The organism is Paractinoplanes abujensis (assembly GCF_014204895.1).
In the GTDB taxonomy this organism is placed as follows: Bacteria; Actinomycetota; Actinomycetes; order Mycobacteriales; family Micromonosporaceae; genus Actinoplanes; species Actinoplanes abujensis.
Window position 1 is genome coordinate 6,564,829 of record NZ_JACHMF010000001.1, and the last position, 24,803, is coordinate 6,589,631.

Below are 24,803 nucleotides of genomic sequence, written 5' to 3' on the forward strand. Positions count from 1 at the left end.
GTGAGCGGTATTCCCAAGCGGCAGGCGAGGTGCAGGTGAAGATCCGGAACGCGGTGCTGTGGTGCGCGATGGCAGGCCTGATCGCCGCCCTGGCCGGTGCGAGCCCCGCCGTGTCGGCGCCCGGACCTCGGACACAGCTGCCGGCCTGCCCGCCCGCAAAGAAGTCGACCCGGCCCCCGGTCCACCCGGCCGGACCGGCCAGCCCGGGAGCCTGCCGGGCCACGGGTCACATCCTCGAGTCCGGCGCGCGGATCGCCCGCCGGGGCGAGCCCGGCTTCACCCCGAGCGGCTACCACCACCTGGGCGCCAACACCGGCGGCGAATGGGCCGGCGTCTCCGGGCGGATGACGGTCGTCGACGGCTCCATCCGGTCCCGCACGTACGACTTCGTCGCCGCCCGCTTCATGGTCAAGCGCAACATGGGCCGCGGCACCATCGCGTGGCTGGAGGCGGGCTGGGCCGAGACGGGCTGGGCCGACGCGGGCAAGCAGAAGATCTACACGTTCAACACCAACACCAAGACGTGGCAGTTCTATCACCAGTACGCGGTGCGGCCGGGCGAGAAGGTGTGGCTGGACCTGCACGCCGACTCCGACGGCGTGTGGAGCGCGTGGCTGTGGTGGGGCAACCGGTGGAACCTGCTCACCGCCCAGCGGCTGCCGCTCGGCGCCACCGCGACGATCGAGCAGTACGTCGAGGTGCACGTCGACCCGAGCCGCCCGGGCCGGATCGACGTGCCGCCGGTGACCGTCGACAACGTGCGGCTCCAGCCGGGCGGCGGTGGGCCGACCCGCTTCTGGCGCGACGACGTGCCCACGCTGACCGGTTCCGACCCGGCCCGCCGGGAGCTGGCCGGCGGGTTCTGCCTGGACTGGCTGACCCGTTACGACACCTGGACGGCCGGCGACTGCGACCGCCCGGGCCGGGCCTGATCAGCCGGCGTTGGCGTACGAGTGCAGGCCCTCGAAGAACAGGTTGACGCCGAAGAGGTTCATCAGCATGGTCACGAAGCCGACCAGCGCGATCCAGGTCGCCACCCGGCGCTTGACGCTGGGTGTAGCCCGGGCGTGCAGGTAACCGGCGTAGACGATCCAGGAGATGAACGCCCAGACCTCCTTGGGGTCCCAGCCCCAGTAGCGGCCCCAGGAGGCCTCGGCCCAGATCGGGCCCGCGATCAGCGCGCCAAAGGTGAACAGCGGGAACGCGAACGCGTGCAGGCGGAACGTCAGACGCTCCAGGGCGACCGCGTTGGGCACGTGCTTGCCCAGCGTGTACGGGAACTTGCGTTTGCCCTGGTCGTACCCGTCGCGGATGAGGAACATCGCGGCCGGCACGGCACCGATCAGGAAGATGCCGGAGCCGATGATGATCGTCGACACGTGGATGATGAACCAGTACGAGTGCAGCGCGGGCACCAGCGGGCCGACCGGGGTGTAGGCGATCATGCTGGCCGCGCCGAGCATGACGACCAGCGCCAGCGCGGCGAACAGGCCCAGGTGACGCACGGCCGGGCGGGCGAGCACGATGCCGATCCACACCGCCGAGGCGATGAACGTGGTGGCCAGGATGTACTCGTACATGTTGCCCCACGGCATCCGGTCGGCCGCGACACCGCGGGTGACCAGGCCGCCGAGATGCAGCAGCACGGCGACGACGTTGAGTCCGACGGCGATCCGGCCGACCAGCTCGCCGCGGTCGCGCTTCGTGGTGACGGGCGGCTCCACGTCGTCCGGGACCTCGTCGACCGGGGCTCCCGAGCCCACGAGCTGCCTGGCCGGGCGCACGGCGGCGCGGCCGATGCGGCTGCGCTTGCCGAACGCGTACTCCCCCGCGTAACAGATCATCGCGGCCAGATAGAGCAGGACAGCCGCCGCCATCAGTTGATTCGACAACTCCGCCATCAGGGCGTTCCTTCCTCGGCGGCTTTCACCAGGGCCTTGAACTCGTCTGCGAAACCGGGATAGTCGGTGCGCGGCAGGCCACCGGCCGTGACCAACGTACCGCCGGACTCTGCGGGCGAACCCGTCAGGCCGGCATTCTCCTGCACGGTGAACCACACCCGCCGCCGGTGACCGCCCAGCGAGAGCATCAGGCCGAGCAGCCCGATCACCGCGCCCGCCAGGGCCAGCGTCTGCGTGGGGTCGTGCCGGATGGACAGCGTGGCGAACGGCCGGGTGCCGATGAACTCGAGCTTGCTGCCGTCCTCCAGGGTCCACGTGTCGCCCAGCTTGAGCGCGTACGGCCGGTCTCCGCTGACCTTCTTGAGGTCGCCGCTCGCGATCTGCGACTGGTTGAGCGAGTAGACCGAACCGGGTGTGCCGACGTCGAGCCCCAGGTCGCCGCGGTACGCGCTGAGGTAGAGCATCGGGTTGTTCTCGGCCGGGAAGATCGAGCGCGCGGTGCCGTCGGTGGGCGCGGTCGGCAGGAACATCCCCTCGAAGCCCACCTGCAGCGCGGGGTCCCGTTTGTCGGTCTTGGGGTCGATGTTGACGTCGGGGAACTGCGCGACGCCCTCACTGGTCTGCATGGCGTCGATCGGCAGGAACGGCACGACCTTGGTCTGTGCGACGCCGTAGCGGTCGGTGTACTTCAGGACCGGCGCGTACCCGTGGCCGAGCAGGTAGACGTTCGCCTCGTCGAGCCGCAGCGGGTCGTTGACCGTGAACTTGCGGGTCTCGTACGGGCCGTTGTCCTGGCTGACCTGCACCGTCGCCGAGAAGCTCTTGGGCTGGCCGGTGTCCTGGAACGAGGCGTCGAAGTCGCTCAGCCGCAGGCAGAAGTCGGGCAGGTCGGCGGGGTGCACGCGCGGGCCGAGGGTGGAGTCGTCGTACTGGGTCAGGGTGTTGCAGAAGCCCAGCTCGTTGCCGCTGATCAGGATCCGGTTGGCGTGCCAGCCGTACCAGTGGCCGAACCCCACGCCGATCAGCACGGCCAGCAGGGCGGTGTGGAACAGCAGGTTGCCGGTCTCCTTGAGGTAGCCCTTCTCGGCCGAGACCGTCCAGCTGCCGTCCTCGCGCTGCCGCAGCTTGGTGCGGAACCGGCGGCGGCGCAGGCCGGTGGCGATGCCGCGGGCCACCTCGGCCGGCGCGCCGGCCCGTGACCACCGCGGGGAGCTCTGGGGCAGCCGGTCCAGCCGCTTGGGTGCGTCCGGCGGGGCCTGACGCAGCGCGCGCACGTGGTCGAGCAGCCGCGGCACGACACAGCCGATCAGCGACGTGAACAGCAGCAGATAGATCGAGGCGAACCAGGGCGAGGCGTAGACCGAGAAACCGCCCAGCCGTTCCAGCCAGGGAGCCAGATCGGGGTGGGCCTGGTAATACTGCGAGACCCGTTCCGCGTTGACCGAGCGCTGCGGGAAGACCGAGCCCGGGATGGCCGCGATCGCCAGCAGGAAGAGCAGCACCAGCGCCGTACGCATGCTGGTCAGTTGCCGCCACGAGTTGCGCAGCAGCGCCCAGAGCCGATGGGGCAGGCGGGGCGGTGGCGTCGACGCGGGCGCCCGGCGCTCCTCGGTGACGGTCACAGCAGGGTCTCCCCGAAGCTGAAGGTGACTTTGAGCCACACCATGAAGTGGTCCCACCCGCCGGTGACCAGGGCCAGCCCGACCAGGATGAGCAGCACCCCACCGATCCGGGTGACCCAGCGGCTGTTGCGGCGGACCGCGCGGAAGACCCCCAGCAGTTTGCGGAAGAAAAGCCCGAAGAGCACGAACGGCAGACCCAGACCCAGGCTGTACGCCACCGCGAGGATCACGGCGCGGTCGGTCTGCCCGGTCGTCGAGGCGAGCAGCATGACCGCGCCCAGCGTCGGGCCCACGCAGGGGATCCAGGAGAACGCGAAGATCGCCCCGAACACCGGCGCGCCCAGCAGGCCCGCGGCCGGAAGCCGGGTGAAGCGGGCCTCGCGCTGCAGACCGGGGATCCAGCCCAGGTACGCCACCCCCAGCCCGATGATCAGGACGCCCAGCACGATGTTGAGCACGTCGGTATGGCGAACGAGGAAGGTGAGGTTGGCCACCGCCGTCGTGAGCAGGGTGAAAACCACTGTGAAGCCGAGCACGAAAAGGCTCGTTCCGGCCAGCACGCGGCCCTTGCCGGCCACCCTTGACCGGGTCAGGGTCTGCACACCGCCGCCGGAAGGGGGCGTGTCATCTGTGTTGTCGAGATCGGAACCGGCCAGGCCCGTCACATAGGACAGATAGCCCGGCAGCAGCGGCAGCACGCACGGGGAGAGGATGCTGACCAGACCGGCCAGCGCGGCCACCCCGATCGCCAGCAGCAGAGGTCCGGTGCCGGCGATTCCGGCGAAGCTCTCGCCCATCAGCCGGTCCCCTCCGCGGCCACCCTTTCCACCAGCGGCTTGAGCTGCGTCAGCGTCGTGGCCTGCCGGATCGCGACGGCGATCCGGCCCTGCCGGTCGATGATCAGCGTGGACGGCATGGCCGTGCTGGTCCCGTCGAACTGCAGGCCGATCTTGCCCTCGAAGTCGTAGAGGCTCGGGTAGGTCACCCGGCCCCGCTCGAACTCGCGGGCGGCGTCCTTGTCGTCACGCGAGTTGACCCCGAGGAACGTGACGTTCTTGTCCTTGGTGGCCTGGTAGGTGTTCTCCAGGTCGTCGGCCTCGGCCCGGCAGGGCGCGCACCACGACCCCCAGAAGTTGACCACCACGACCTTGCCCTTGTCCTGACTCAGGTCGTACGACCCGCCGTCGAGCAGCTCGCCGCTGACCGGCTTGACCGCCGTGCGCTTGTCGGGCGCGCACTCCACCACGCCGTTGACGGTCGCGCACTTGTCGGTCCAGTTCTCCCCTCCGCATCCGGCTAGGACACCGGCCGTGACGGCGGCGGTGGCCAGGACTGCGGCGAGGCGGCGCATGGTCAAGCTCCCTTGGCGGTCTTGGCAGTCGCGGAGAGGGCCACCAGGTGGGCGGCGGGCTCGGAATAGTCGATCCCGACGACCTTGGAGTCCTCGAAGCGGAACGACGTCAGGCTGGCCAGGCCGCACTGCCGGCGGCGCGGGTCGTGCCACAGACGCTTCTTCTCTATATAGCGCCTCAGCGTCCAGATCGGCAGTTGATGCGAGACGCAGACGGCCTCGTGCCCCTCGGCGGCGACCCGGGCCGCCTGCACAGCGGCAAACATGCGCTGGGCAATGACCAGGTAGGCCTCGCCCCAGGAGGGGGTGATCGGGTCGCGCAGCACCCACCAGTGCCGGGGGTTGGTGAGCGCGCCGTCGCCGACCGACACCTTTTTGCCCTCGAAGTAGTTGGCGCTCTCGATCAGCCGCGAGTCGGTGGCGATCTCGAGGTCGAACTCGCCGGCGATCGGCACCGCGGTCTCCTGCGCCCGGTCGAGCGGGCTGGCCACCACGTGCGTGATGTCACGCTCGGCCAGCGCCTCGGCCGCCGCCTTGGCCATCTGCACGCCGAGCTCCGACAGATGGAAGTCGGGCAACCGGCCGTACAGGATCTTGTTGGGGTTGAAGACCTCGCCGTGCCGCAGCACGTGCACGGTCGTCCTCGTCGGTTCACTCACGCTGCTGCTCCCCCCGCTGCGGCCGCCCGCGCCGCGTGGGGCAGGGCGGCAGCGATCTGCTCGAGCGCCTGTTCGTCGAGCGCGGTCGAGACGAACCACGACTCGAAGGCGCTCGGCGGCAGGTAGACGCCGCGCGCCAGCATCGCGTGGAAGAACCCCTTGAACGCGCCCGCGTCCTGAGTCTTGGCCGACTCGTAGTCGACCACCTCGGACTCGGTGAAGAAGATCGAGAACATGTTGCCCGCGAACGAGAGCCGATGCGGGACGCCCGCGGTGGTCAGCGCGTCGGAGGCGAGCGCGCCCACGGTGGCCGAGAGCTCGTCGAGCCGCTTGTACGTCGCGTCGTCGGCCAGCCGCAGCGAGGCGAGCCCGGCCGCGCAGGCCAGCGGGTTTCCCGACAGCGTGCCGGCCTGATAGACCGGGCCGGCCGGGGCCAGCCGCGACATGATCTCGCGACGGCCGCCGAACGCCGCCGCGGGCAGCCCACCACCCATGACCTTGCCGAAGGTGAACAGGTCGGCGTCGACCGGGTCGAGCCCGGCCCAGCCGCCGGCCGAGACACGGAAACCGGTCATCACCTCGTCGACGATCAGCAGGGCGCCCGCCGCGTGGGCGATCTCGGCGATCCGCTGGTTGAAACCGTCGCGCGGGGCGACCACGCCCATGTTGCCCGCCGCGGCCTCGGTGATGATCGCGGCGATCTCGCCGCCCTGCTCGCGGAAGGTCTGCTCGACGGCGGCGACGTCGTTGTACGGCAGCACGATGGTCTCGCCGGCCGCCGCGCCGGTGACACCAGGCGAGTCGGGCAGGCCCAGGGTGGCCACCCCGGAGCCGGCCGCGGCCAGCAGCGCGTCGACGTGGCCGTGATAGCAGCCGGCGAACTTCACGATCTTGGAGCGGCCGGTGTAGCCGCGAGCCAGCCGGATCGCCGTCATGGTGGCCTCGGTGCCCGAGTTGACCAGGCGGACCTCGTCGACGGCGGTGCGGCGGACGATCTCCTCGGCCAGATCGACCTCGCCCGCGGTGGGGGTGCCGAAGCTGGTGCCGAGCGAGGCGGCGGCCTGGATGGCGGCGACGATCTCGGGGTGCGCGTGGCCGTGGATCAGCGGGCCCCACGAGCAGACCAGGTCGACGTAGCGGCGGCCGTCGGCGTCGGTGAGCCATGGGCCCTTGCCGTGCGCCATGAATCGGGGCGTGCCGCCGACCGCTCGGAACGCACGCACGGGTGAATTGACCCCGCCCGGCACGATGGCCTGGGCGCGGTCGAACAGGGCCTGAGAGACCGGGGCGTCCTCCGGGTAGGGGAGGCCCTCGGCGCGGTATGAGGTGGTCACAGCGGCTCCCATTGTGTCAGCGCGGTCCGGCAAGAATCTCAAGAGGGTTCCTCACATCACCCTCCGATGGTCGAAAGCAGCAATCGGTGATGTCGGGATCGCCCCGATACGGTCGAGCCCAACAGGCCGAACATGCGCACAGGCGATAGGCTGACCGAGTGGAACGACCCGAGCTGTCGATCACGGTTGAGCACGCACCCGACGAGGTCACCTTCCACCTCGCCGGGGAAATCGACGTGCTCACGGTCACCAACCTGTCGACGCTGGTCAACGAGGTGCTGACCGAGCCACCGGCCCGCATCGTGCTGGACATGGCCGGGGTCACCTTCTGCGATTCCCAGGGTCTTGGCACCCTCGTCGTGCTCAGCCGCAAGGCCCAGCATGCCCGCTCCGTCCTGTCCCTGGCCAACGTCGGCGACTTCCTGCTGCGAGTGCTCGACATCACGGGCCTGCGCAGCGCCCTGATGATCAGCAGCACCGCCTGAGGTTGCCTTGACGCCGGTGTCAATGCCTACCGTCGGATGACGACGAGGGGGCACCGGGATGTTGATCGGGGAGTTGGCTTCGCGCGCCGGCACGAGCACGCGCACGCTGCGCTACTACGAGCAGCACGGGCTGGTGCAGGCCGGCCGTGACGCGAACGGATATCGCCAGTACGACGACGCCGAGCTGCGCGTGGTGCACGAGATCCGCTCGCTGCTGGCGGCCGGTTTCGGCCTCGAGGACATCCGTCCCTTCGTCGCGTGCCTGCGAGCCGGGAACGAGTCGGGTCACGTGTGCCCCGACTCGGTGCTGGTGCTGCGCCGTAAGCTGGCCGAAGTGGACGGCTACATCGGGCAGCTGACCGAGCTCCGGCAGCAGTTGCGCACCCAGTTGGACCACGCCGTCGAACAACGGGAGTCGCCGCTATGCCAGACACAGATCTGCCCGCCCTGACCGATGCCACCTTTGCCGAGGCCGTACGCGGATCGGTGATCCCGGTCGCCGTCGACGTCTGGGCCGAGTGGTGCCCACCCTGCGGGCCGATGGCGCGCACGCTGGCCGAGCTGCAGCCCGAGTTCGCCGGGCGGCTGCTGATCACGACGTTGAACGCCGACGAGAACCCGGAGACGGCCCGCGCGCACCGGATCCTCTCCCTGCCGACCCTGCTGATCTTTCAGAACGGCTCGGTGACCAGGACACTCGTGGGAGCGCGCCCGAAATCGGTGCTACGGCACGTGCTGGCCGAGGTCCTCACCCCGTACGCGAACGTCTGACCAGGCCCTAGGTGCCCCAGCGGGCCTTCTCCAGCAGGGCCAGCGCCTCGGCGGCCGCGTTGTCGCCACCGGACCGCAGCACCCGGGCCGCCTCGTCGACCGTGTCGGTGAGCCGTTGCCACTGCGACTCGCGCTCGCGGGACGCCTCGGACTGGGCCTTGAGCTGCTGCGTCTTGTTCCACAGGTCGACGAAGATGCTGACCTTGGCCCGCAGCACCCACGGGTCGAACGGCTTGGTCAGATAATCCACCGCGCCGACCGCGTAGCCCCGCAGAGCGAGCTGGGCGTCGCGGTCGGCGGCGGTGAGGAACAGGATCGGCACGTGCCGGGTGCGCTCGCGCCGCTTGATGTGCCCGGCCGTCTCGAAGCCGTCCATGTTGGGCATCTGGGCATCGAGCAGGATCACCGCGAAGTCGTCGGTGAGCAGCTGCTTGAGCGCCGCCTCGCCGCTCTCGACCGCCACCGCGGTCACCGGCAGGCCCTGGAGAATGGCCTCCAGGGCGAGCAGGTTGTCCTTGCGGTCGTCGACCAGCAGGGCCTTCGCGCGCTCCGCCACTGTGCTCCCCTCCGTGGACCTATCAGCCCAGATCCGGCTCCGTGGTCTTGTCGGCGTTGACCCAGCGGGCCATCAGCTCGATCAGCTCGTCGAGGTCGACGGGCTTGGTGATGTAGTCGCTGGCGCCGGCCGCGAGCGCCGACTCCCGGTCGCCGGGCATCGCCTTCGCCGTCAGGAAGACTACCGGTAGATCCTGGAAGCGCTGATTGCGCCGGATTCCGCGCGTGGTCTCGTAGCCGTCCTGGTCGGGCATCATCGCGTCCATCAGCACGATGTCGACCTCGGGGTGCTCGGCCAGCAGCCGTACGCCGTCGACCCCGTTGTCGGAGTACAGCACGTTGAGCCCGTGCATCTCCAGCGCGCTGGTCAGGGCGAAGACGTTGCGCACGTCGTCGTCGACGATCAGCACGGTCGCGCCGTCGAGCTGCCGGCTGGCCGGGCTCACCACGTGCCCCTCGAGCGCGGGGCTCTGGTGCAGCACCGGCATCTCCATCAGTGGCATGTCGATCGGGGCCGGGGCCGGCTGCACCACGACCGTGCTGGTGGGCAGCGTGGGCAGGCTCAGCGGCGGGATGGCCTCGGCGCTGAGCGCGTCGGGCATGTAGAGCGTGAACGTCGAGCCCTCACCGGGCCGGGACGAGACCACGATCGTGCCGCCGAGCAGCGCGGCCAGGTCGCGGCTGATCGACAGGCCCAGGCCGGTGCCGCCGTACTTGCGGGTGGTCGTGCCGTCGGCCTGCTGGAACGGCTCGAAGATGATGGCCAGCTTCTCGTCGCTGATGCCGATGCCGGTGTCGGTCACCGCGAACGCGATCACCTGCCGGGCCGCGGCCAGCGCGGGCACCTCGAAGTCGGTCTCGGGCGGGGCGCCGAAGATGCTCAGCGTGACCGAGCCGCTGTCGGTGAACTTGACCGCGTTGGACAGCATGTTGCGCAAGATCTGGTGGAGCCGCTGGGTGTCGGTGAGGATCGACTCGGGCAGCCCCGGCTGCAGCCAGACCCGGAACTCGAGGTTCTTCTCGTTGGCCTGCGGCGCGAACGCCTGCTCGACGTAGCTGCGGACCCCCTCGAAGTCGACCTGGTCGGGCTCGACGTCCATCCGGCCCGCCTCGATCTTGGCCAGGTCGAGGATGTCGTCGATCAGCGAGAGCAGGTCGGAGCCGGCGCTGTGGATCGTGCGGGCGAACTCGATCTGCTTCTCGGTCAGGTTGGTGTCGTTGTTGTCGGCCAGCAGCCGGGCCAGCAGCAACAGCGAGTTGAGCGGGGTGCGCAGCTCGTGGCTCATGTTGGCCAGGAACTCCGACTTGTACGCGCTGGCCCGGCTGAGCTGCTGCGCCTTCTCCTCCAGGCCCCGCCGGGCCTGCTCGATCTCGCGGTTCTTGGTCTCGATGTTGGCCTTCTGCTCGCTCAGCAGCTGGGCCTTGTCCTCCAGCTCGGCGTTGGTGCGCTGCAGCTCGGCCGACTGATCCTGCATCTCGCGGGCCAGCCGCTGGGACTGGGAGAGCAATTCCTCCGTACGGCGGTTTGCCTGGATGGTGTTGAGGGCGACGCCGATCGTCGACACGAGCCGCTCGAGGAACGTCAGATGCAGGCCCGAGAACGCCGCCACCGACGCGAACTCGATCACGCCGAGCATCTCGCCCTCGAACAGCACCGGCAGCACGACCAGGTCGTTCGGCGGCATCGACATCAGCCCCGAGCGCATGGTCAGGATGCCGTCGTGGGTGGCCCGGACCCGGATCGTGCGGCGCGAGACGGCGGCCTGGCCGACCAGGCCCTCGCCCGGCCCGAAGGTCACCTCGTGGTTGCGGGCGACATAGCCGTACGAGGCCGCGAGCCGCAGCCGCATGACCGCCTGCTCGTTGTCGACCAGGAAGAACGCGCCGAGCTGAGCGTCCACCAGCGGGGTGACCTCAGTCATGATCATGCGGCAGACCTCGCCGAGATCACGCTGGCCCTGCAGCAGGCCACCGATGCGGGCCAGGTTGGAGTCGAGCCAGCCCTGCTCGGCGTTGGCCTTGGTCGTCTCGCGGAGCGTGACGATCATCTGGTTGATGTTGTCCTTGAGCTCGGCGACCTCGCCCTGCGCCTCGACCGCGATGCTCTGGGTCAGGTCACCGCGGGTCACGGCGGTGGACACCTCGGCGATCGCACGCAGCTGGATCGTCAGCGTCGAGGCGAGCTGGTTCACGTTGTCGGTGAGGTCCTGCCACGTACCGGAAACGCCCTTGACCTGCGCCTGGCCGCCCAGCTTGCCCTCGACACCGACCTCGCGGCCGACCCGGGTGACCTCGGTGGCGAAGCTGGAGAGCTGGTCGACCATCGTGTTGACGGTGTCCTTGAGCTCCAGGATCTCGCCGCGGGCGTCGACCGTGATCTTCTGCGACAGGTCGCCCTTGGCCACGGCCGTGGTCACCGACGCGATGTTGCGCACCTGGGCCGTCAGGTTGGAGGCCATGTAGTTGACGTTGTCGGTCAGGTCGCGCCATGTGCCGGCCACGCCCCGCACCTGCGCCTGCCCGCCCAGCTTGCCCTCGGAACCCACCTCGCGGGCCACGCGGGTGACCTCGTCGGCGAACGACGACAGCTGGTCGACCATCGTGTTCACGGTGTTCTTGAGCTCCAGGATCTCGCCCTGGGCGTCGACCGTGATCTTCTGCGACAGGTCGCCCTTCGCGACCGCCGTCGACACCTGGGCGATGTTGCGCACCTGGCCGGTCAGGTTGGAGGCCATCGAGTTGACGTTGTCGGTCAGGTCGCGCCACGTGCCGGCCACGCCCCGCACCTGCGCCTGCCCGCCGAGCTTGCCCTCCGTACCCACCTCACGCGCCACGCGGGTGACCTCGTCGGCGAAACTCGACAGCTGGTCGACCATGGTGTTGACGGTCGACTTGAGCTCCAGGATCTCGCCGCGGGCGTCGACCGTGATCTTCTGCGACAGGTCGCCCTTGGCCACCGCCGTGGTGACCGACGAGATGTTGCGGACCTGGCTCGTCAGGTTCGACGCCATGTAGTTCACGTTGTCGGTGAGGTCGCGCCACGTACCGGAAACGCCTTTGACCTGGGCCTGACCGCCGAGCTTGCCCTCCGAGCCCACCTCGCGGGCCACGCGGGTCACCTCCTCGGCGAAGCTGGACAACTGGTCGACCATCGTGTTCACGGTGTTCTTGAGCTCGGCGATCTCGCCGCGGGCGTCAACCGTGATCTTCTGCGACAGGTCGCCCTTGGCCACCGCCGTCGACACCTGGGCGATGTTGCGGACCTGGTCGGTGAGGTTGTCGGCCAGCTGGTTCACGTTCTCGGTGAGATCGCGCCACGTGCCGGAGACGCCGCGCACCTGGGCCTGACCACCCAGCCGGCCGTCGGTGCCGACCTCGCGGGCCACCCGGGTGACCTCGTCGGCGAAGCTCGACAGCTGGTCCACCATCGTGTTCACGGTGTCCTTGAGCTCCAGGATCTCGCCCTGCGCGGCCACCGTGATCTTCTGCGACAGGTCGCCCTTGGCCACCGCCGTCGACACCTGGGCGATGTTGCGCACCTGGCTCGTCAGGTTGGAGGCCATCGAGTTCACCGAGTCGGTGAGGTCCTTCCACGTGCCCGCCACGTTGGGCACCTCGGCCTGGCCGCCCAGCTTGCCCTCGGTGCCCACCTCGCGGGCCACCCGGGTCACCTGCTCGGCGAACAGCCGCAGGGTGTCGGTCAGCCCGTTCATCGTGTCGGAGAGCTCGGCCACCTCGCCGCGGGCGGAGACCGTGATTTTCTGGGACAGATCGCCGCGAGCCATCGCGGTGGCAACCTGTGAGATGGATCTCACCTGATGGGTGAGGTTGGAGGCCATGGTGTTGACGGAGTCGGTCAGGTCCTTCCAGGTGCCCGCGACCCCGCGTACGTCGGCCTGACCGCCCAGCTCGCCCTCGGTGCCCACCTCGCGGGCCACCCGGGTCACCTCGTCGGCGAACGACGACAGCTGATCCACCATCGTGTTGACCGTGCGGCCGATGCGCAGGAATTCACCGCGAAGGGGACGCCCGTCCATTTCCAGCGCCATGTGCTGCGAGAGGTCACCCTCGGCCACCGCGACGATGACCCGGGAGATCTCCGTGGTCGGCCGGCCCAGGTCGTCGATCAGCGAGTTCACCGACCGGACGCTGTCGGCCCACGCGCCGTCGAGACCCTCGTCGTCGAGTCGCTCGGTGAGCCGGCCGTCGCGGCCGACGATGCGGCTGATCCGGCGCAGGTCGAGATTTTGCCGCTCCTGCAGCGACACCACTTCGTTGAACGCATCGGCGACCTCACCGGCCGTCCCGCTGCGGCGGGGCAGCCGAACCTTGAGATCGCCACGGCGAACACGCCGCAGAGCCTCGGCGAGTTCACCGAGCACGGCGGTGTCGTCGGGCATGCCGACGCTGGCTTCCTTGGCCGCGGTCATGCTGGTCCTCACTCGCTGTCCATCCGGCGTGGGCTCCCTATCCTCTCTCGCTCGACCGGGTCAATGCGAGAGACGACTTTGTGCACGGGCCCACCTACAGGAGAGGATGCATGCGTGTCAGTGGCCGATGCGATCTCGGACACCCCGGCGGGTGGGCTCGTCCGGCGCGTCCGGCTGCCCAACGACCGGCGGACCCCGGCCGCTGCACGCGCGCTGGTGCGCTCGGTCCTCGAGGAGGCGGGGCTCGAATCCCTCCTCAACGAGGCACTGCTGCTGACCACCGAGCTTTCCACCAATGCGGTGGTTCACGCCAACACCGAGCTCGACATAGAGGTTCGCGCCGACACCACCGGGCTCACCGTGACGGTCACCGACTTCGCGCCCGGCCCGGTCGAGCAACTGGCCGTGGGTCCGCGCAACGAAAGCGTGGACATCGGCGAGGTCGCCGAACGCGGACGCGGCCTGCTGCTGGTCGACCACTTCGCGAGCCGGTGGGGCACCGTGCACGAAGGCACCGGCAAAGGCGTGTGGTTCCGCCTCGAAGCCGAAGCGACCGACCGGGCCGGCGCGGTGGTGCCGGCCGTGGCCACAGTGATCGAGGACGACACGCCCAGCGTCGGCGCGCTCACGATGCTGCTGCAGGTCAACCCCGAACGGCACTCCGAGGAAGGGGTGGCCGAGTTCGCGGCCGACCTGCTGGCCCAGCTGGCCCGGCTGACCGGTGCGGCGGGCGGGGTGATCCGGCTCGACCGGGGCGACGGCGGCGGCCGCCACCTGCTGGCCCGCTACGGCCGGGCCCCGCGCGACGACGCCGACACGATCCGGGTGCCGCTGACCGTCCAGCGGCCCTACTCGGGCGAGCTCGAGCTCGACGCCTCCCCCATCGGCTTCGCCCAGCCGCTGGCCACCCTGGTCGCCGAGCGTTTCTCGCTCCATCTGGAGAACGACCGGCTGCGCCGCACCGACCTGCGCCGGCAGACCTGGCTGACCTTCCTGGCCGAGGCCAGCGAACTGCTCGCCCAGTCGCTCGACGTCAACCTCACCATGGCGCTGATCCCGCAGCTGGTGGTGCCCCGGCTCGGCCAGTGGTGCGCGGTGCACACGACCGACGCGTGGGGCCGGCTGCAGCTCGCGGCGGCCACCCACACCGACGAGTCCGCGCTTCCGCAGCTGCACGAGACCCTGGCCGAAACCGGGCCCGACTCGATCCTGACCCGGCTCGAAGAGGCCTCCCGCCTCGGCACACAGGTGATGCTGGGCGCGCCGACCGAAGGGTTCGCGGTGCCGCTGGTGGCCCGGGGCACCCGGCTCGGCACGCTGGCCGTCGGCCGCCACCACCGCATCCGGCACGACGCCGACGAGGTCAACGTGCTCGAAGACGTGGCCCGGCGCGCGGCCCTGGCCATCGACAACGCGCGCATCCACGACGAGAGGCACAAGGTCGCCCGTACGCTTCAGGCCTCCCTGCTGCCCCCGGCGCTGCCCAAGGTCGAAGGCATCGGGTTCGCCGCGGAATACGTGCCGACCGGCTCCGAGGTGGGCGGCGACTTCTACGACGTGGTGCCCGCAGGTCCCGACAGCTGGATCGTGGTCGTCGGCGACGTCTCGGGCAAAGGTGTGCAGGCGGCCACGGTGACCGGCCTGGTCCGCGACGTGATTCGCATCCTGGTCGACGACGGCAAGCCCATGGTCGAGATCCTCTGCCGGGTCAACAAGACGCTGGTGCAGCGGGGCGGCGGACGCTACTGCACGCTGGCGATGGCCTCGGTGACCCGCTCCCAGGGCGGTGTGCTCGACGTGGGCCTGCACCTGGCCGGCCACGACCGGGCGGTGCTGGTGCACGCGGACGGCAAGACGGCGTTCGTGGGCGAGGGCGGCACGGCGCTGGGCCTGCTCGAATCGATCACCTCACCCGACGTCGCGGTCCGCCTCCAACCCGGCGACTCCCTGATCTTCTACACCGACGGCGTCACCGAACGCCGCCGCGGCCGCGAACTCTTCGGCACCGCCCGCCTGCGCGACGCCGCGGGCCCCCTGGCCGGCTACTCCGCCGAAGTCATGGCGGCCCGCCTCCGCTCCACCACGATCAACTTCTCGGTCGAGGAACCCCGCGACGACATCGCGATCCTGGTCCTCCGCAACGACGCCTGACCACCTCCGCCCGACCGCCGCCGCGCTCTCGTCCTCCCGGTCCGACCGCCGCCGCGCCCTCGTCCTCCCGGTCCGACCGCCGCCGCGCCCTCGTCCTCCCGGTCCGACCGCCGCCGCGCTCTCGTCCTCCCGGTCCGACCGCCGCCGCGCTCTCGTCCTCCCGGTCCGACCGCCGCCGCGCTCTCGTCCTCCCGGTCCGACCGCCGCCGCGCTCTCGTCCTCCCGGTCCGACCGCCGCCGCGCCCTCCACCTCCCCAGCCCAACCGCCGCCGCGCTCTCCGGCTTCCCAGCCCGACCCGCGCCGCCGGGCCCGTGAAAACGTCCGACCTCCCGGCTCGTGACCCCCGACCCAAGCCCTCCGATTCGCCCCTTTTCTGCGTTTATTTCGTGGCATGGTGTTTGTCATGGCGAAAACTCAGTACTACACGGCGACGAGCATCGACGGTTATATCGCCGACGAGAACAACTCGCTGGAGTGGCTCTTCGACGTCGACGGCGGCAACGAGAACCCGTTCGGCGGCTTCTTCGCGGGTGTCGGCGCGTTCGCCATGGGCGCGACCACCTACGAGTGGGTGCTCGAGAACGACAACGTGCTGGCCCAGCCGCAGAACTGGCACGACCTGTACGGCGACATCCCGTGCTGGGTCTTCGCCAACCGTGAACTGCCGCTCGTGCCCGACGCCAACGTCTTCATGGTCAGCGGCGACGTGAAGCGCGTCCACGAGGCGATGCTGGTGGCCGCCAAAGGCAAGAACGTCTGGCTGGTGGGCGGCGGCGACCTGGTCGGCCAGTTCGTCGACCAGGGCCTGCTCGACGAGATCATCCTGGGCATCGCCCCGGTGGTGCTGGGCGGCGGCGCTCCCCTGCTGCCCCGCCACCTGACCGCCCAGCACCTGGCCCTGACCGGCACCGCGCAGATCGGCCGCTTCGCCTACCTGACCTACGCCGTCGGCAGCGAGCCCGTCCCCGGCCGCCACCCGGCCGCCACCGAGCACCGCTACGCCGTCCTGCACTGACCCGCCGCCGGCCGGCCTGCCTCAGTGCCGCCCGCTCACCGCCCCCTCGGGTTGATCATGCGAGGAGGGGTGTTGATCATGCGCGGAAAAGCCGGACGAACTATCGCGCCGGGAAGCCGGGTCAACCGCGCGCGGGTAAACCAGATCAACCCCGCGCGGAAGCCGGACGAACACCCCCACGGAAGCCGGGTCAACCGCGCGCGGTAAGCCAGATCAACCCCGCGCGGAAGCCGGGTCAACCGCGCGCAGTAAGCCAGATCACCCCCGCGCGGAAGCCGGGTCAACCGCGCTCAGGAAGGCCGGGTTGACCACGCGCGGAAAAGCCGGGGTTGGCCACGCGCAGGGAAGACGCGGCGCGGAGGCCGTCAGAAGAACTCGTAGCGGCCCGCCATTTCGACCTCGTGGGCCAGTTCGGGTGGGGCCGCGACGATCGCGGCCCGGCCGTTGCGGGCCAGCAGCACGTGGCGAACGCTTTCGACGATCGCGGTGAGGCGCGACGGCGGCAGTGTGCCCGGCAGCACCGCGTGGACGCTGCCCAGGCCGGCCGAGCCGCGCACCGGCACCGGCCCACCGACCGTGTCGCTCAGGGCATACAGCGCCGCCGGCAGGTCGGTCGCGGAGACCGAGAGCCGCAGGGCCACGTCGTCGCGGCGGAACGGATAGAGACCCCACCACGGCGGCGCGATCGGGGTGACCACGGCGCCGGAACCCCACGCCGCGGCCAGCCGGGACGCCTGGTCGACGGCGGCAGCTTCCTGCCCTTCGAACAGCACGGCCAGCGTGCCGCCCTGACCGTCGGCGGGCAGGTCGGCCTCGATCGCGCTGGGCTCGAGCTCCTCGGCCGCGCCGACCAGTTTGCCCAGCTGCAGCGGTGTGGGCACGGCGACGCCGACCCAGCGGCGGGCCTGCGGCAACGGTTCCAGGCGCAGTGTGGCCGCGGTGATCACGCCGTCGATCTCGGCCAGACCGGGCCGGCCGTCCTCCCCGTCGGACTCGGCGACACGGCCGCCGCGATCGACGTAGGCCACGCTGTTCACGTATTCCGCCGGGGTGCCGAACCGGTAGCGCAGCGGGCCGGACTCGTTGACCGCGAGCATGCCCCCGACCGTGGCGGTGCGGGACGGCGGGTCGGCCGGGAGCCGTTGACCTTGCAGGGCCAGTGCCGCTTGCAGAGCCCGTACGGGGGTGCCGGTCGCGACCTCGGCCGTGGCCTGCCCGACCTGGTGATTCCACATGCCGCTGAGCCGGCCGGTGTCGATCAGCACGTCGACGCCGGGCCGGGGCACACCCCAGTCAACCTTGGAACCGCTGCCCCGGGGGAGGGCGCTCAGACCGCGCTCGGCGACGATGGTCAGCACGTCGGCCACCGAACGGACCGTGGCCGGCACCGCGACGTGACCGGCCCGGCGCCCGCTGACCGTGTCGATCGACCGGGCGGTGCGCGCGTAGTCCGGACCGCAGATGTCCACAAGCGCGGCGAGCACTGGATCTTGCGAAGGCGATGGCACAGCCCGATTCCCCAACGTCGACGGCGGCTGATCGAACGGTCCGAAGATCGTCCACTCTGGCATATCGTACACGTGTTCGAACAAGCGCGGTCTGCGAGCGCAAGAACTCCGGAAGGTGGGGAAACCGGACCGGTAACCTAGGGCGCGTGACGATCCAGATTCCGGACAGCCCGCCCTCGGCCGCTCAGGTGCCCAGCGAGCGCACCTTTCACGACGACACCGTGACCGATGAATACGCCTGGCTGGCCGACAAGAAGGATCCGCGCACCACTGCCTATCTCGAGGCGGAGAACGCCTGGACCGAGAAGGCGACCGCCCACCTGGCCGGCCTGCGCGGCACGATCTTCGACGAGATCAAGGGCCGCACCCTCGAGACCGACCTCAGCGTGCCGTCGCGTAAGGGCGACTACTGGTATTACACGCGCACAGTCGAGGGCCGGCAGTACGGCATCCAGTGCCGGGTCCCCGTCGAGCCGGGCCGGACCGATCCGCCGTCGACCACCGATCAGCCCGGTGAGCAGGTGCTGCTCGACGGCAACGAGCTGGCCGGCGACAGCGACTTCTTCGCCCTGGGCGCATTCGACGTGAGCGTCGACGGCAACCTGCTGGCCTACTCGACCGACTACAGCGGCGACGAGCGCTTCACCCTGCGGATCAAGGACTTGCGTACGGGTGAGCTCTACCCCGACGAGGTGCCCGACACGTCGTACGGGTCGGCCTGGTCCGCCGACGGCAGCGCGCTGTTCTACATCACCGTCGACGACGCCTGGCGGCCGTATCGGGTCTGGCGGCACACGGTCGGCCGCCCGGCGAGCGAGGACGTGCTCGTCCACGAGGAGGCGGACGAGCGCTTCTGGGTCGGCGTCGGCCTGACCCGCAGCGAGAAGTTCATCGTCATCGAGTCCGGCAGCAAGATCACGTCAGAGGTGCGCGTGCTGCCGGCCGACTCCCCCACGTCCGAGCCTCTGGTGATCGCGCCGCGGGTGCAGGGCGTGGAGTATTCGATCGAGCACCACGGCCACCGTTTCCTCATTCTGCACAACCGCGACGCGGAGGACTTCGCGCTCTCGTGGACGTCGGCCGACGCCCCCGGCGACTGGGTCGAGATGATCCCGCACGAGCCGGGCACCCGCCTCGAGTCGGTCGACGCGTTCACCAGGCACATCGTGATCTCGCAGCGGCGGGCCGGGCTGACCGGGCTACGGGTGATCACCGACGGCAGCACCGACTCGTACGAGATGGAGTTCCCCGAGCCCCTCTACGCGGTGGGCCTCAGCGACAACCCCGAGTACGACACGGCGACCGTCCGCATCGGATACACGTCGATGATCACGCCCGGCTCGGTGTTCGACGTCGACCTCAACACCCGCTCGATGGTGCTGCGCAAGCAGAAGCCGGTGCTGGGCGGCTACAACCCGGAGGACTACGAGCAGTTCCGCGAGTGGGCAACCGCCCCCGACGGCACGAAGGTGCCGATCTCGATCGTCGCGCGCAAGGGCGTGCGCGAGCAGGGCCCGGCGCCGATGCTGCTCTACGGCTACGGGTCGTACGAAGCCAGCATCGACCCGTACTTCTCGATCCCGCGCCTGTCGCTGCTCGACCGGGGCGTCGTCTACGCCATCGCGCACATCCGCGGCGGCGGCGAGATGGGCCGCCAGTGGTACGAGCAGGGCAAGACCCTGACCAAACGCAACACCTTCACCGACTTCGTGGCGTGCGCCCAGTCGCTCAGCCGGAGCGGCTGGACGTCGCCGGAGCTGCTGGTGGCCCGGGGCGCGTCGGCCGGCGGCCTGCTGATGGGCGCGATCGCCAACCTGGCCCCGGAGGCCTTCGCGGGCATCGTGGCCGAGGTGCCGTTCGTCGACCCGCTCACCACCATCCTGGACCCCTCGCTGCCGCTCACGGTCACCGAGTGGGAGGAGTGGGGCAACCCGATCGAGTCGGCCGAGGTCTACGCCTACATGAAGGGCTACAGCCCGTACGAGAACGTCGCGAAGGTGAGTTATCCGCGGCTGCTCGTCATGGGCGGGCTCAACGACACCCGCGTGCTCTATCACGAGCCCGCCAAGTGGGTGGCCCGGCTGCGCGCGGTCGCCCCCGACGGTGACTACCTGCTCAAGACCGAGATGGGCGCCGGGCACTCCGGTCCCAGCGGCCGTTACGACTCCTGGCGCGAGGAGGCGTTCGTGCTGGCCTGGGTGCTCGACGTGCTGCAGCGCGCGTAGCTCCGCGGGGCCCTCGTGCCGGCTCGGCTACAACGCCGTGGTCGGCTCCGGTTTCCAGCAGTACTCAGGGATCTACTGAGCCCTATCGGCGGCGCAGGGCGACGACGGCGATGTCGTCGGCCTGTGGCCCGGCGCCGCCGAGCTCGGTCATCAGGCGCCGGCAGAACGCGTCCAGGCTCGGCTCGACCGTGCCGGACGCGGTGGCCAGCGCCTCCAGGCCCACGTCGATGTCGGCGTCGCGCCGCTCGACCAGACCGTCGGTGTAGAGCACGAGCGTCCCGCCCGCCGGCAGCACGAACTCGAGGTCGGCGGGACGGGGCGCGTTGATGCCGAGCAGCGGCCCGTGCGGTTCCAGGAACCGTACGCCCTCGGCGGTGTGCAGCAGCGGGGGCAGGTGACCGGCGCTGGCCATCCGCACCTGACCCGTCGCGGGTTCGAGCGTCAGCAGGCAGATCGTGGCCGAGTCGGCGGGCAGCACGGTCCGCATGAAGTTGTTGACGAGCGTCAGCACCCGGCCCGGCGGGTGCCCCTCGACGGCGTACGCGCGTACGGCGTGCCGCACCTCGGCCATCACCGTGGCCGCGTGCAGGGAGTGGCCGGCCACGTCGCCGATGGCCACCAGCAGCCGGCCGTCGAGCATCGTGAGCTCGTAGAAGTCGCCACCCACCTCGGTCTGCGCGCCGGCCGGTTCGTAGCGCATGGCCAGTTCCAGGCCGGGCACGTCGGGCAGATGCGACTGCAGCAGGCTGCGCTGCAGGGTGACCGCGATCCGGTGCTCCTCGTCGTACGAGCGTTGCGCCTCGACCGCGGCGGCCACCGTCTGGGACAGCTGCCGCAGCACCGGGAAGCCCGGGTTCTGGCTGCTGGAGGGCACAGCCACATAGACCGGCGGGCGGTCGTGGCGGAGCCGGGCCGCGGCCACCGCCACCGATTCACCCTCGGGCCACTCGACACCGGCCCACGCGGCGGCGTCATCGGTGCGCACCAGCGACCCGACAGCGACCGTCTCCTCCGGCAAAGCCCATTCCCGTACGGCCGGAGGCGCGCCCGCCGCCGCGATGCCCTTGCCCTCCGCGCCCTCGGCCAGCACCACCACGGGCCCGCCGAAGATCTCCACCGCGCCGGTCGCGGCTGCCTCGAGCAGGGCCGGGAGGGTGTCCGAGGTGTTGATGGCCAGCGTGGCCTCGGCCAGCCGCACCATCCGCGCGGCCAGCGACTCGGCGCGCCGCCGAGCCGAGTAGTACCGCAGCACGGCCTGGGCGGTGGCGATCAGCTCGTCGGGTTCGATCGGCTCGACCAGGTACGCGTCGGCGCCGCGATTCAGGCCCTGGGTGCGGTCGACGACGTCGACGGCGTGCGCCGACACGTGGACGACGGGCAGGGACCCGTACGCGGGATCGGTCTTGATCTTCTCGCAGACGTCGAAACCGCTCATGTCGGGCAGTTTGACGTCGAGCACGACCAGTTCGACGTCGGAGCCCGGCAGCATGCTCAGCGCCTCGCCGCCCGTCTCGGCCTGCTTGACCGTGAACCCGGCCCGGGTGAGCCAGCTGACCAGCAGATAACGCTTGGTCGCGCTGTCGTCGACGACGAGGACCGTCTCTTTCCTCATGACGACGGCAGCCTCAGGGTGAAGGTGCTCCCCTCGCCGGGAGTGGAGTCGACCCGCAGCGCGCCGCCCAGGATGCCGGCCAGCCGGCGTGCGTACGGGAGACCGAGCCCGGTGCCCTTGCCGCTGAGCGCCTTGCTGCCGGGCACCTGGTAGAACTCCTCGAACACGCGCTCGTGCAGCTCGACGGGGATGCCGGTGCCGGTGTCGGTCACGGCGAACTCGAGATCGTCGTCGGCCGGGCGCACGGTCAGCCGCACCTCGCCCTCGGCGGTGAACTTGAGCGCGTTGGTCAGCAGATTGCGCAGCACCCGGGTCAGCAGCACCTCGTCGGAGCGGATCGTGGCCACGGCCGGCTCGTCGACGACGAAGTCGACCTCGGGCCGGGTCGCCAGCGGTCGCAACGTGCCCCGGAGCTGGCCGAACACGGCCTTCAGGTCGACCTGCTCCCATTGCGGCTCGATCCGGCCGGCCTCCGCCTTGGCCAGGTCGAGCAGGTCGTTGACCAGCGTCAGCAGGTCGCTCGCGGAGCCGCGGATCAAGTCGACCTGACGTCGCTGCTCGGTGGTCAGGGGGTCGGACGACTCGTCGCCCAGCAGCCGGCTGAGCCCGATGACCGCGGTCACCGGGGCCCGCAGCTCGTGGCTGACATTGGCCAGGAACCGGCTCTTGGCCTCGCTGGCCGCGGCGAGTTGCTCGGACTTCTCGTCGAGCTCGGCGTACAGCGCGACCACGCCGCGGTTGGTCTCCTCCAGCTCCTCGGAGAGCTGGTGGTAGAGGGCCATGACGCCCCGGTTGGTTTCCTCCAGCTCCGCGTTGAGCCGGGCCAACTCGTCGCGTTGCGCCCGCACCTCGTCCAGCGCGGCGATCAACTGCTGATTCTGCACGTTCAGCTCGTCCAACGGGCTTCCCGGGACGTGACGGGCCAACCCGGCACGGATCTCCTCCAGCCGTTCCGGGGTCAGACGCGATGCGCTTGCGGGCAGACGTCGAGCCATCCAGACGACCGTACCGTTCGCACCGTCCTCGACCTCCATCTTGTCCACCAGGCGGCCGACATGTCCCAACTCGTGGCGGAGCCGGACCGCCTCGATCCCTGGACGTTCCACCGACACCCGTAAAACCGTGGATACCCCTTCGGGACCGATTGCGAACGTCACATCGGTATCGGCGTCCCCGCTCAGCACCACCCGGCTCACCTCGCTCAGGGCGGTCCCGATGCGGGTCTGGTCCTGCTGTTCCAGACCTACCTCGCGGGCCACCTCCCGGGCGAGCTGACGAACCAGGAAGACGTCCTGCGGCACGCGCAGCCGCATCTTCAGCAGCGGCTGCTCAATCATGGCAACCGAGCCACTAGCACACCGGCGTCGTCGCGACGCACCCCCGCGTCGCGCAGCACAGTCGCCGCGATCACCAACGGCGAGTGGGTCATCAGCCCCGGGTAGTCGGCCGGGCTCCAGCGATCGGCGACGCCGTCGGAGTGCATGAGCACAATCGCGTCGGGCGCGATCGGATAGTCGTACTCCCGGATCTGGCGGCGCTGATGACCCGCGATCCCGGGCAGCGAAACCATGCCCCGCTGCGGCCCGTACGCCGAGATCACGGTGCCGGTGATGTTGCCCAGGCCGGCGTAGCGGACGAGACCCGCGTCGGGGTCGAGCTCCGCGACGGCGACGGCGGCGCCCCGGGTGTGATTGAGCTTGCGGTGCAAAATCTCGACCACGGCGGCCGGCGGGACGGCCGGGGCGTCGGTGAACGCACGGACCGCCTGGTAGGCAGCTGCTGCGGCCAGGCCGCCGTGGCCCAGCCCGTCACACATCATCACCTGGCGACGGCCGTCGGCATCGCGCACGGCGTATGCGTCTCCGCTGACCGTTTCCCCGGTGAGCGGACGGGTCAGTCCGGCCGCCCAGAAAGGGGCAGGCGGGTCGGCGGGCCAGACCTGAGCGGTGAGCACGGTGCCCCTGCCCGCCACGGAGTGGATGTCACACCACGTGGCCTGCCGGGTGATGGCGCCCAGCCCGATACCGAGGGTGCCCGCTGTGGATTGCCCGTCGCTGGAGGAATGCGCCAGGTCAGCCATGCCGGGGCCGCTGTCCACCGCGACGATCTCGACGCCGGCTTGACCACCCGTACGCACCGGGCGTAGCAACAGGACGCCCTGGTCGGCGTGCTTGACCAAGTTTCCGGCGGCCTCAGCGGCCACGATGGAAAGGTCGGCGATGCGGCGCTCGGGCAATGCCAGCTCGATGGCCAGGCGCTCGGCCTGCCGCCGTACGGCGGAAGCAGTCGGGGCGGCCTCCACCCGGAACCAGACTCCCGCGTCGAGAAGCCCCTCGGGTAGCGACGCCACCGCGTCTCCGCTCATCGGCACCACTTGGTCACGGTAATGCTCGTACCCTCGCCGACGGCGGTCTCGATGTCGAATTCGTCGACCAGCCGCCGCGCCCCACTCAGGCCCAGCCCCAGCCCGCCGCCGGTGGTGTAGCCGTCGGTGAAGGCCAGGTCGAGATCCGCGATGCCCGGCCCCCGGTCGGCGAAAACAATACGAATGCCCTTACGCCGGCCGTTGTCGACGGAAGCCACCTCGACCGAGCCGCCCCCGCCGTAGACCAGTGTGTTGCGGGCCAGCTCACTGGCCGCGGTGACCAGCTTGGTCTGGTCGACGAGCGACAGCTTCACCGCGACGGCGAGCGAACGCACGAGCTGGCGGACCCGAACGACGTCCTGGTCGGACACGACCTCGATCCGCTGGGCCTGGTCGTTCACGGCGTGGTTACCGCGGGTGTCTCGATGTCGTCACCCTCGTCCGCCGGCTCCTCGTCGTCCTCGCTGCGTTCGCGGGCCAGCAGCTCCATGCCGAGCTCGACGTTGAGGGCCGTGCGGATGCCGGGCAGCGACAGCCCCAGCTCGACCAGGGTGATGGCCACCGCCGGGCGCATGCCGACCACCACGGTGTCGGCGTCGAGCACCTTCGAGATCGCGGCGATCGTGGCCAGCGTCCGGCCGACGAACGAGTCGACGATGTCGAGCGCGCTGATGTCGATGATCACGCCGTGGCAGCCGGTCGCCACGATCCGGTCGGCCAGGTCCTCCTGCAACTGCAGGGCGACCTGGTCCTCCATGTCGATCTGGATGGAGACGAGGAGGATGTCGCCGATCTTGAGGATCGGAACCCGTTCCACG

General features: G+C 70.2%; 21 protein-coding genes. 7 read left to right on the top strand and 14 right to left on the bottom strand.

The genetic code is table 11. The annotated features are described in order from the left end of the window. Positions 1 to 35: 35 nt before the first annotated feature. The gene (locus BKA14_RS30035) at positions 36 to 932 is read left to right on the top strand and encodes a hypothetical protein (RefSeq protein ID WP_239093417.1); all 897 of its coding nucleotides are present in this window, start codon (positions 36 to 38) and stop codon (positions 930 to 932) included. Here BKA14_RS30035 and ccsB read toward each other — a convergent pair whose 3' ends face one another. Genes ccsB through hemL form a run of 6 tightly spaced genes read right to left on the bottom strand, consistent with a single transcriptional unit; the run spans position 933 to position 6,879 of the window. Then, positions 933 to 1,901, bottom strand: coding sequence for a c-type cytochrome biogenesis protein CcsB (ccsB, locus tag BKA14_RS30040; RefSeq protein ID WP_184954166.1), 969 nt, complete (start codon positions 1,899 to 1,901; stop codon positions 933 to 935). Beyond that, positions 1,901 to 3,523 carry a cytochrome c biogenesis protein ResB gene (gene resB / locus BKA14_RS30045; protein ID WP_184954167.1) on the bottom strand — a complete coding sequence of 541 codons (1,623 nt, stop codon included), beginning with the start codon at positions 3,521 to 3,523 and terminating at the stop codon, positions 1,901 to 1,903. Before resB ends, ccsB begins: the two co-directional genes overlap by 1 nt. Further along, on the bottom strand, positions 3,520 to 4,320 hold the full coding sequence (locus BKA14_RS30050; protein ID WP_184954168.1) for a cytochrome c biogenesis CcdA family protein: 801 nt from the start codon (positions 4,318 to 4,320) through the stop codon (positions 3,520 to 3,522). The genes resB and BKA14_RS30050 overlap by 4 nt, the downstream gene beginning before the upstream one ends. Beyond that, positions 4,320 to 4,880, bottom strand: a complete 561-nt coding sequence (locus BKA14_RS30055) for a TlpA disulfide reductase family protein (RefSeq protein WP_184954169.1) — start codon at positions 4,878 to 4,880, stop codon at positions 4,320 to 4,322. The genes BKA14_RS30050 and BKA14_RS30055 overlap by 1 nt, the downstream gene beginning before the upstream one ends. Next, the gene (locus BKA14_RS30060; protein ID WP_184954170.1) at positions 4,877 to 5,533 is read right to left on the bottom strand and encodes a histidine phosphatase family protein; all 657 of its coding nucleotides are present in this window, start codon (positions 5,531 to 5,533) and stop codon (positions 4,877 to 4,879) included. The genes BKA14_RS30055 and BKA14_RS30060 overlap by 4 nt, the downstream gene beginning before the upstream one ends. Next, positions 5,530 to 6,879, bottom strand: a complete 1,350-nt coding sequence (gene hemL, locus BKA14_RS30065) for a glutamate-1-semialdehyde 2,1-aminomutase (protein ID WP_184954171.1) — start codon at positions 6,877 to 6,879, stop codon at positions 5,530 to 5,532. Before hemL ends, BKA14_RS30060 begins: the two co-directional genes overlap by 4 nt. Positions 6,880 to 7,025: 146 nt before the next feature. Here hemL and BKA14_RS30070 point away from each other — a divergent pair, with 146 nt between their 5' ends. Genes BKA14_RS30070 through BKA14_RS30080 form a run of 3 tightly spaced genes read left to right on the top strand, consistent with a single transcriptional unit; the run spans position 7,026 to position 8,123 of the window. Next, positions 7,026 to 7,352 (top strand): STAS domain-containing protein, encoded by a 327-nt coding sequence (locus BKA14_RS30070; RefSeq protein WP_184954172.1) that lies wholly within the window; start codon positions 7,026 to 7,028, stop codon positions 7,350 to 7,352. A 58-nt stretch (positions 7,353 to 7,410) separates the two neighbouring features. Beyond that, complete coding sequence (locus BKA14_RS30075) at positions 7,411 to 7,803, top strand: MerR family transcriptional regulator (RefSeq protein ID WP_184954173.1); 393 nt, start codon at positions 7,411 to 7,413, stop codon at positions 7,801 to 7,803. Beyond that, entirely contained in the window at positions 7,776 to 8,123 is a 348-nt protein-coding gene (locus tag BKA14_RS30080; RefSeq protein WP_184954174.1) for a thioredoxin family protein, read from the top strand. Before BKA14_RS30075 ends, BKA14_RS30080 begins: the two co-directional genes overlap by 28 nt. A gap of 7 nt (positions 8,124 to 8,130) precedes the next feature. Here the strand turns inward: BKA14_RS30080 and BKA14_RS30085 are convergent, their stop codons facing one another. Continuing rightward, complete coding sequence (locus BKA14_RS30085) at positions 8,131 to 8,679, bottom strand: response regulator (RefSeq protein WP_184954175.1); 549 nt, start codon at positions 8,677 to 8,679, stop codon at positions 8,131 to 8,133. 22 nt (positions 8,680 to 8,701) lie between these two features. Next, entirely contained in the window at positions 8,702 to 13,108 is a 4,407-nt protein-coding gene (locus BKA14_RS30090) for a HAMP domain-containing protein (RefSeq protein WP_184957042.1), read from the bottom strand. 63 nt (positions 13,109 to 13,171) lie between these two features. Between BKA14_RS30090 and BKA14_RS30095 the strand changes: the two genes are divergently transcribed. Together BKA14_RS30095 and BKA14_RS30100 are read left to right on the top strand one after the other, a co-directional pair. Beyond that, on the top strand, positions 13,172 to 15,259 hold the full coding sequence (locus tag BKA14_RS30095; RefSeq protein WP_184954176.1) for a SpoIIE family protein phosphatase: 2,088 nt from the start codon (positions 13,172 to 13,174) through the stop codon (positions 15,257 to 15,259). Between the two features lie 404 nt (positions 15,260 to 15,663). After that, the gene (locus BKA14_RS30100) at positions 15,664 to 16,275 is read left to right on the top strand and encodes a dihydrofolate reductase family protein (protein WP_184954177.1); all 612 of its coding nucleotides are present in this window, start codon (positions 15,664 to 15,666) and stop codon (positions 16,273 to 16,275) included. A gap of 365 nt (positions 16,276 to 16,640) precedes the next feature. Here the strand turns inward: BKA14_RS30100 and BKA14_RS30105 are convergent, their stop codons facing one another. After that, a complete protein-coding gene (locus BKA14_RS30105; RefSeq protein ID WP_239093430.1) occupies positions 16,641 to 17,759 on the bottom strand; it encodes an FAD-binding oxidoreductase in 1,119 nt (372 codons plus the stop codon). A gap of 170 nt (positions 17,760 to 17,929) precedes the next feature. On the opposite strand from BKA14_RS30105, the gene BKA14_RS30110 reads away from it, so the two are divergent. Beyond that, positions 17,930 to 20,008 (top strand): S9 family peptidase, encoded by a 2,079-nt coding sequence (locus tag BKA14_RS30110; protein ID WP_239093431.1) that lies wholly within the window; start codon positions 17,930 to 17,932, stop codon positions 20,006 to 20,008. Between the two features lie 82 nt (positions 20,009 to 20,090). Here BKA14_RS30110 and BKA14_RS30115 read toward each other — a convergent pair whose 3' ends face one another. Genes BKA14_RS30115 through BKA14_RS30135 form a run of 5 tightly spaced genes read right to left on the bottom strand, consistent with a single transcriptional unit; the run spans position 20,091 to position 24,802 of the window. Beyond that, entirely contained in the window at positions 20,091 to 21,620 is a 1,530-nt protein-coding gene (locus BKA14_RS30115; RefSeq protein WP_184954179.1) for a SpoIIE family protein phosphatase, read from the bottom strand. Next, positions 21,617 to 22,957, bottom strand: a complete 1,341-nt coding sequence (locus BKA14_RS30120; RefSeq protein ID WP_184954180.1) for a sensor histidine kinase — start codon at positions 22,955 to 22,957, stop codon at positions 21,617 to 21,619. The genes BKA14_RS30115 and BKA14_RS30120 overlap by 4 nt, the downstream gene beginning before the upstream one ends. After that, positions 22,954 to 23,985, bottom strand: coding sequence for an ATP-binding SpoIIE family protein phosphatase (locus BKA14_RS30125; protein WP_184954181.1), 1,032 nt, complete (start codon positions 23,983 to 23,985; stop codon positions 22,954 to 22,956). Before BKA14_RS30125 ends, BKA14_RS30120 begins: the two co-directional genes overlap by 4 nt. Then, positions 23,982 to 24,386 (bottom strand): anti-sigma regulatory factor, encoded by a 405-nt coding sequence (locus BKA14_RS30130; RefSeq protein ID WP_184954182.1) that lies wholly within the window; start codon positions 24,384 to 24,386, stop codon positions 23,982 to 23,984. Before BKA14_RS30130 ends, BKA14_RS30125 begins: the two co-directional genes overlap by 4 nt. Beyond that, positions 24,383 to 24,802, bottom strand: a complete 420-nt coding sequence (locus tag BKA14_RS30135) for an STAS domain-containing protein (protein ID WP_184954183.1) — start codon at positions 24,800 to 24,802, stop codon at positions 24,383 to 24,385. The genes BKA14_RS30130 and BKA14_RS30135 overlap by 4 nt, the downstream gene beginning before the upstream one ends. Position 24,803 lies beyond the last annotated feature (1 nt).

Coding starts and splice junctions, on each gene's coding strand:
- ccsB (WP_184954166.1), bottom strand. CDS start 1,901: ATGGCGGAGTTGTCGAATCAACTGATGGCGGCGGCTGTCCTGCTCTAT.
- BKA14_RS30050 (WP_184954168.1), bottom strand. CDS start 4,320: ATGGGCGAGAGCTTCGCCGGAATCGCCGGCACCGGACCTCTGCTGCTG.
- hemL (WP_184954171.1), bottom strand. CDS start 6,879: ATGGGAGCCGCTGTGACCACCTCATACCGCGCCGAGGGCCTCCCCTAC.
- BKA14_RS30075 (WP_184954173.1), top strand. CDS start 7,411: ATGTTGATCGGGGAGTTGGCTTCGCGCGCCGGCACGAGCACGCGCACG.
- BKA14_RS30080 (WP_184954174.1), top strand. CDS start 7,776: ATGCCAGACACAGATCTGCCCGCCCTGACCGATGCCACCTTTGCCGAG.
- BKA14_RS30090 (WP_184957042.1), bottom strand. CDS start 13,108: ATGACCGCGGCCAAGGAAGCCAGCGTCGGCATGCCCGACGACACCGCC.
- BKA14_RS30095 (WP_184954176.1), top strand. CDS start 13,172: ATGCGAGAGACGACTTTGTGCACGGGCCCACCTACAGGAGAGGATGCA.
- BKA14_RS30100 (WP_184954177.1), top strand. CDS start 15,664: ATGGCGAAAACTCAGTACTACACGGCGACGAGCATCGACGGTTATATC.
- BKA14_RS30115 (WP_184954179.1), bottom strand. CDS start 21,620: ATGAGGAAAGAGACGGTCCTCGTCGTCGACGACAGCGCGACCAAGCGT.
- BKA14_RS30120 (WP_184954180.1), bottom strand. CDS start 22,957: ATGATTGAGCAGCCGCTGCTGAAGATGCGGCTGCGCGTGCCGCAGGAC.
- BKA14_RS30125 (WP_184954181.1), bottom strand. CDS start 23,985: ATGAGCGGAGACGCGGTGGCGTCGCTACCCGAGGGGCTTCTCGACGCG.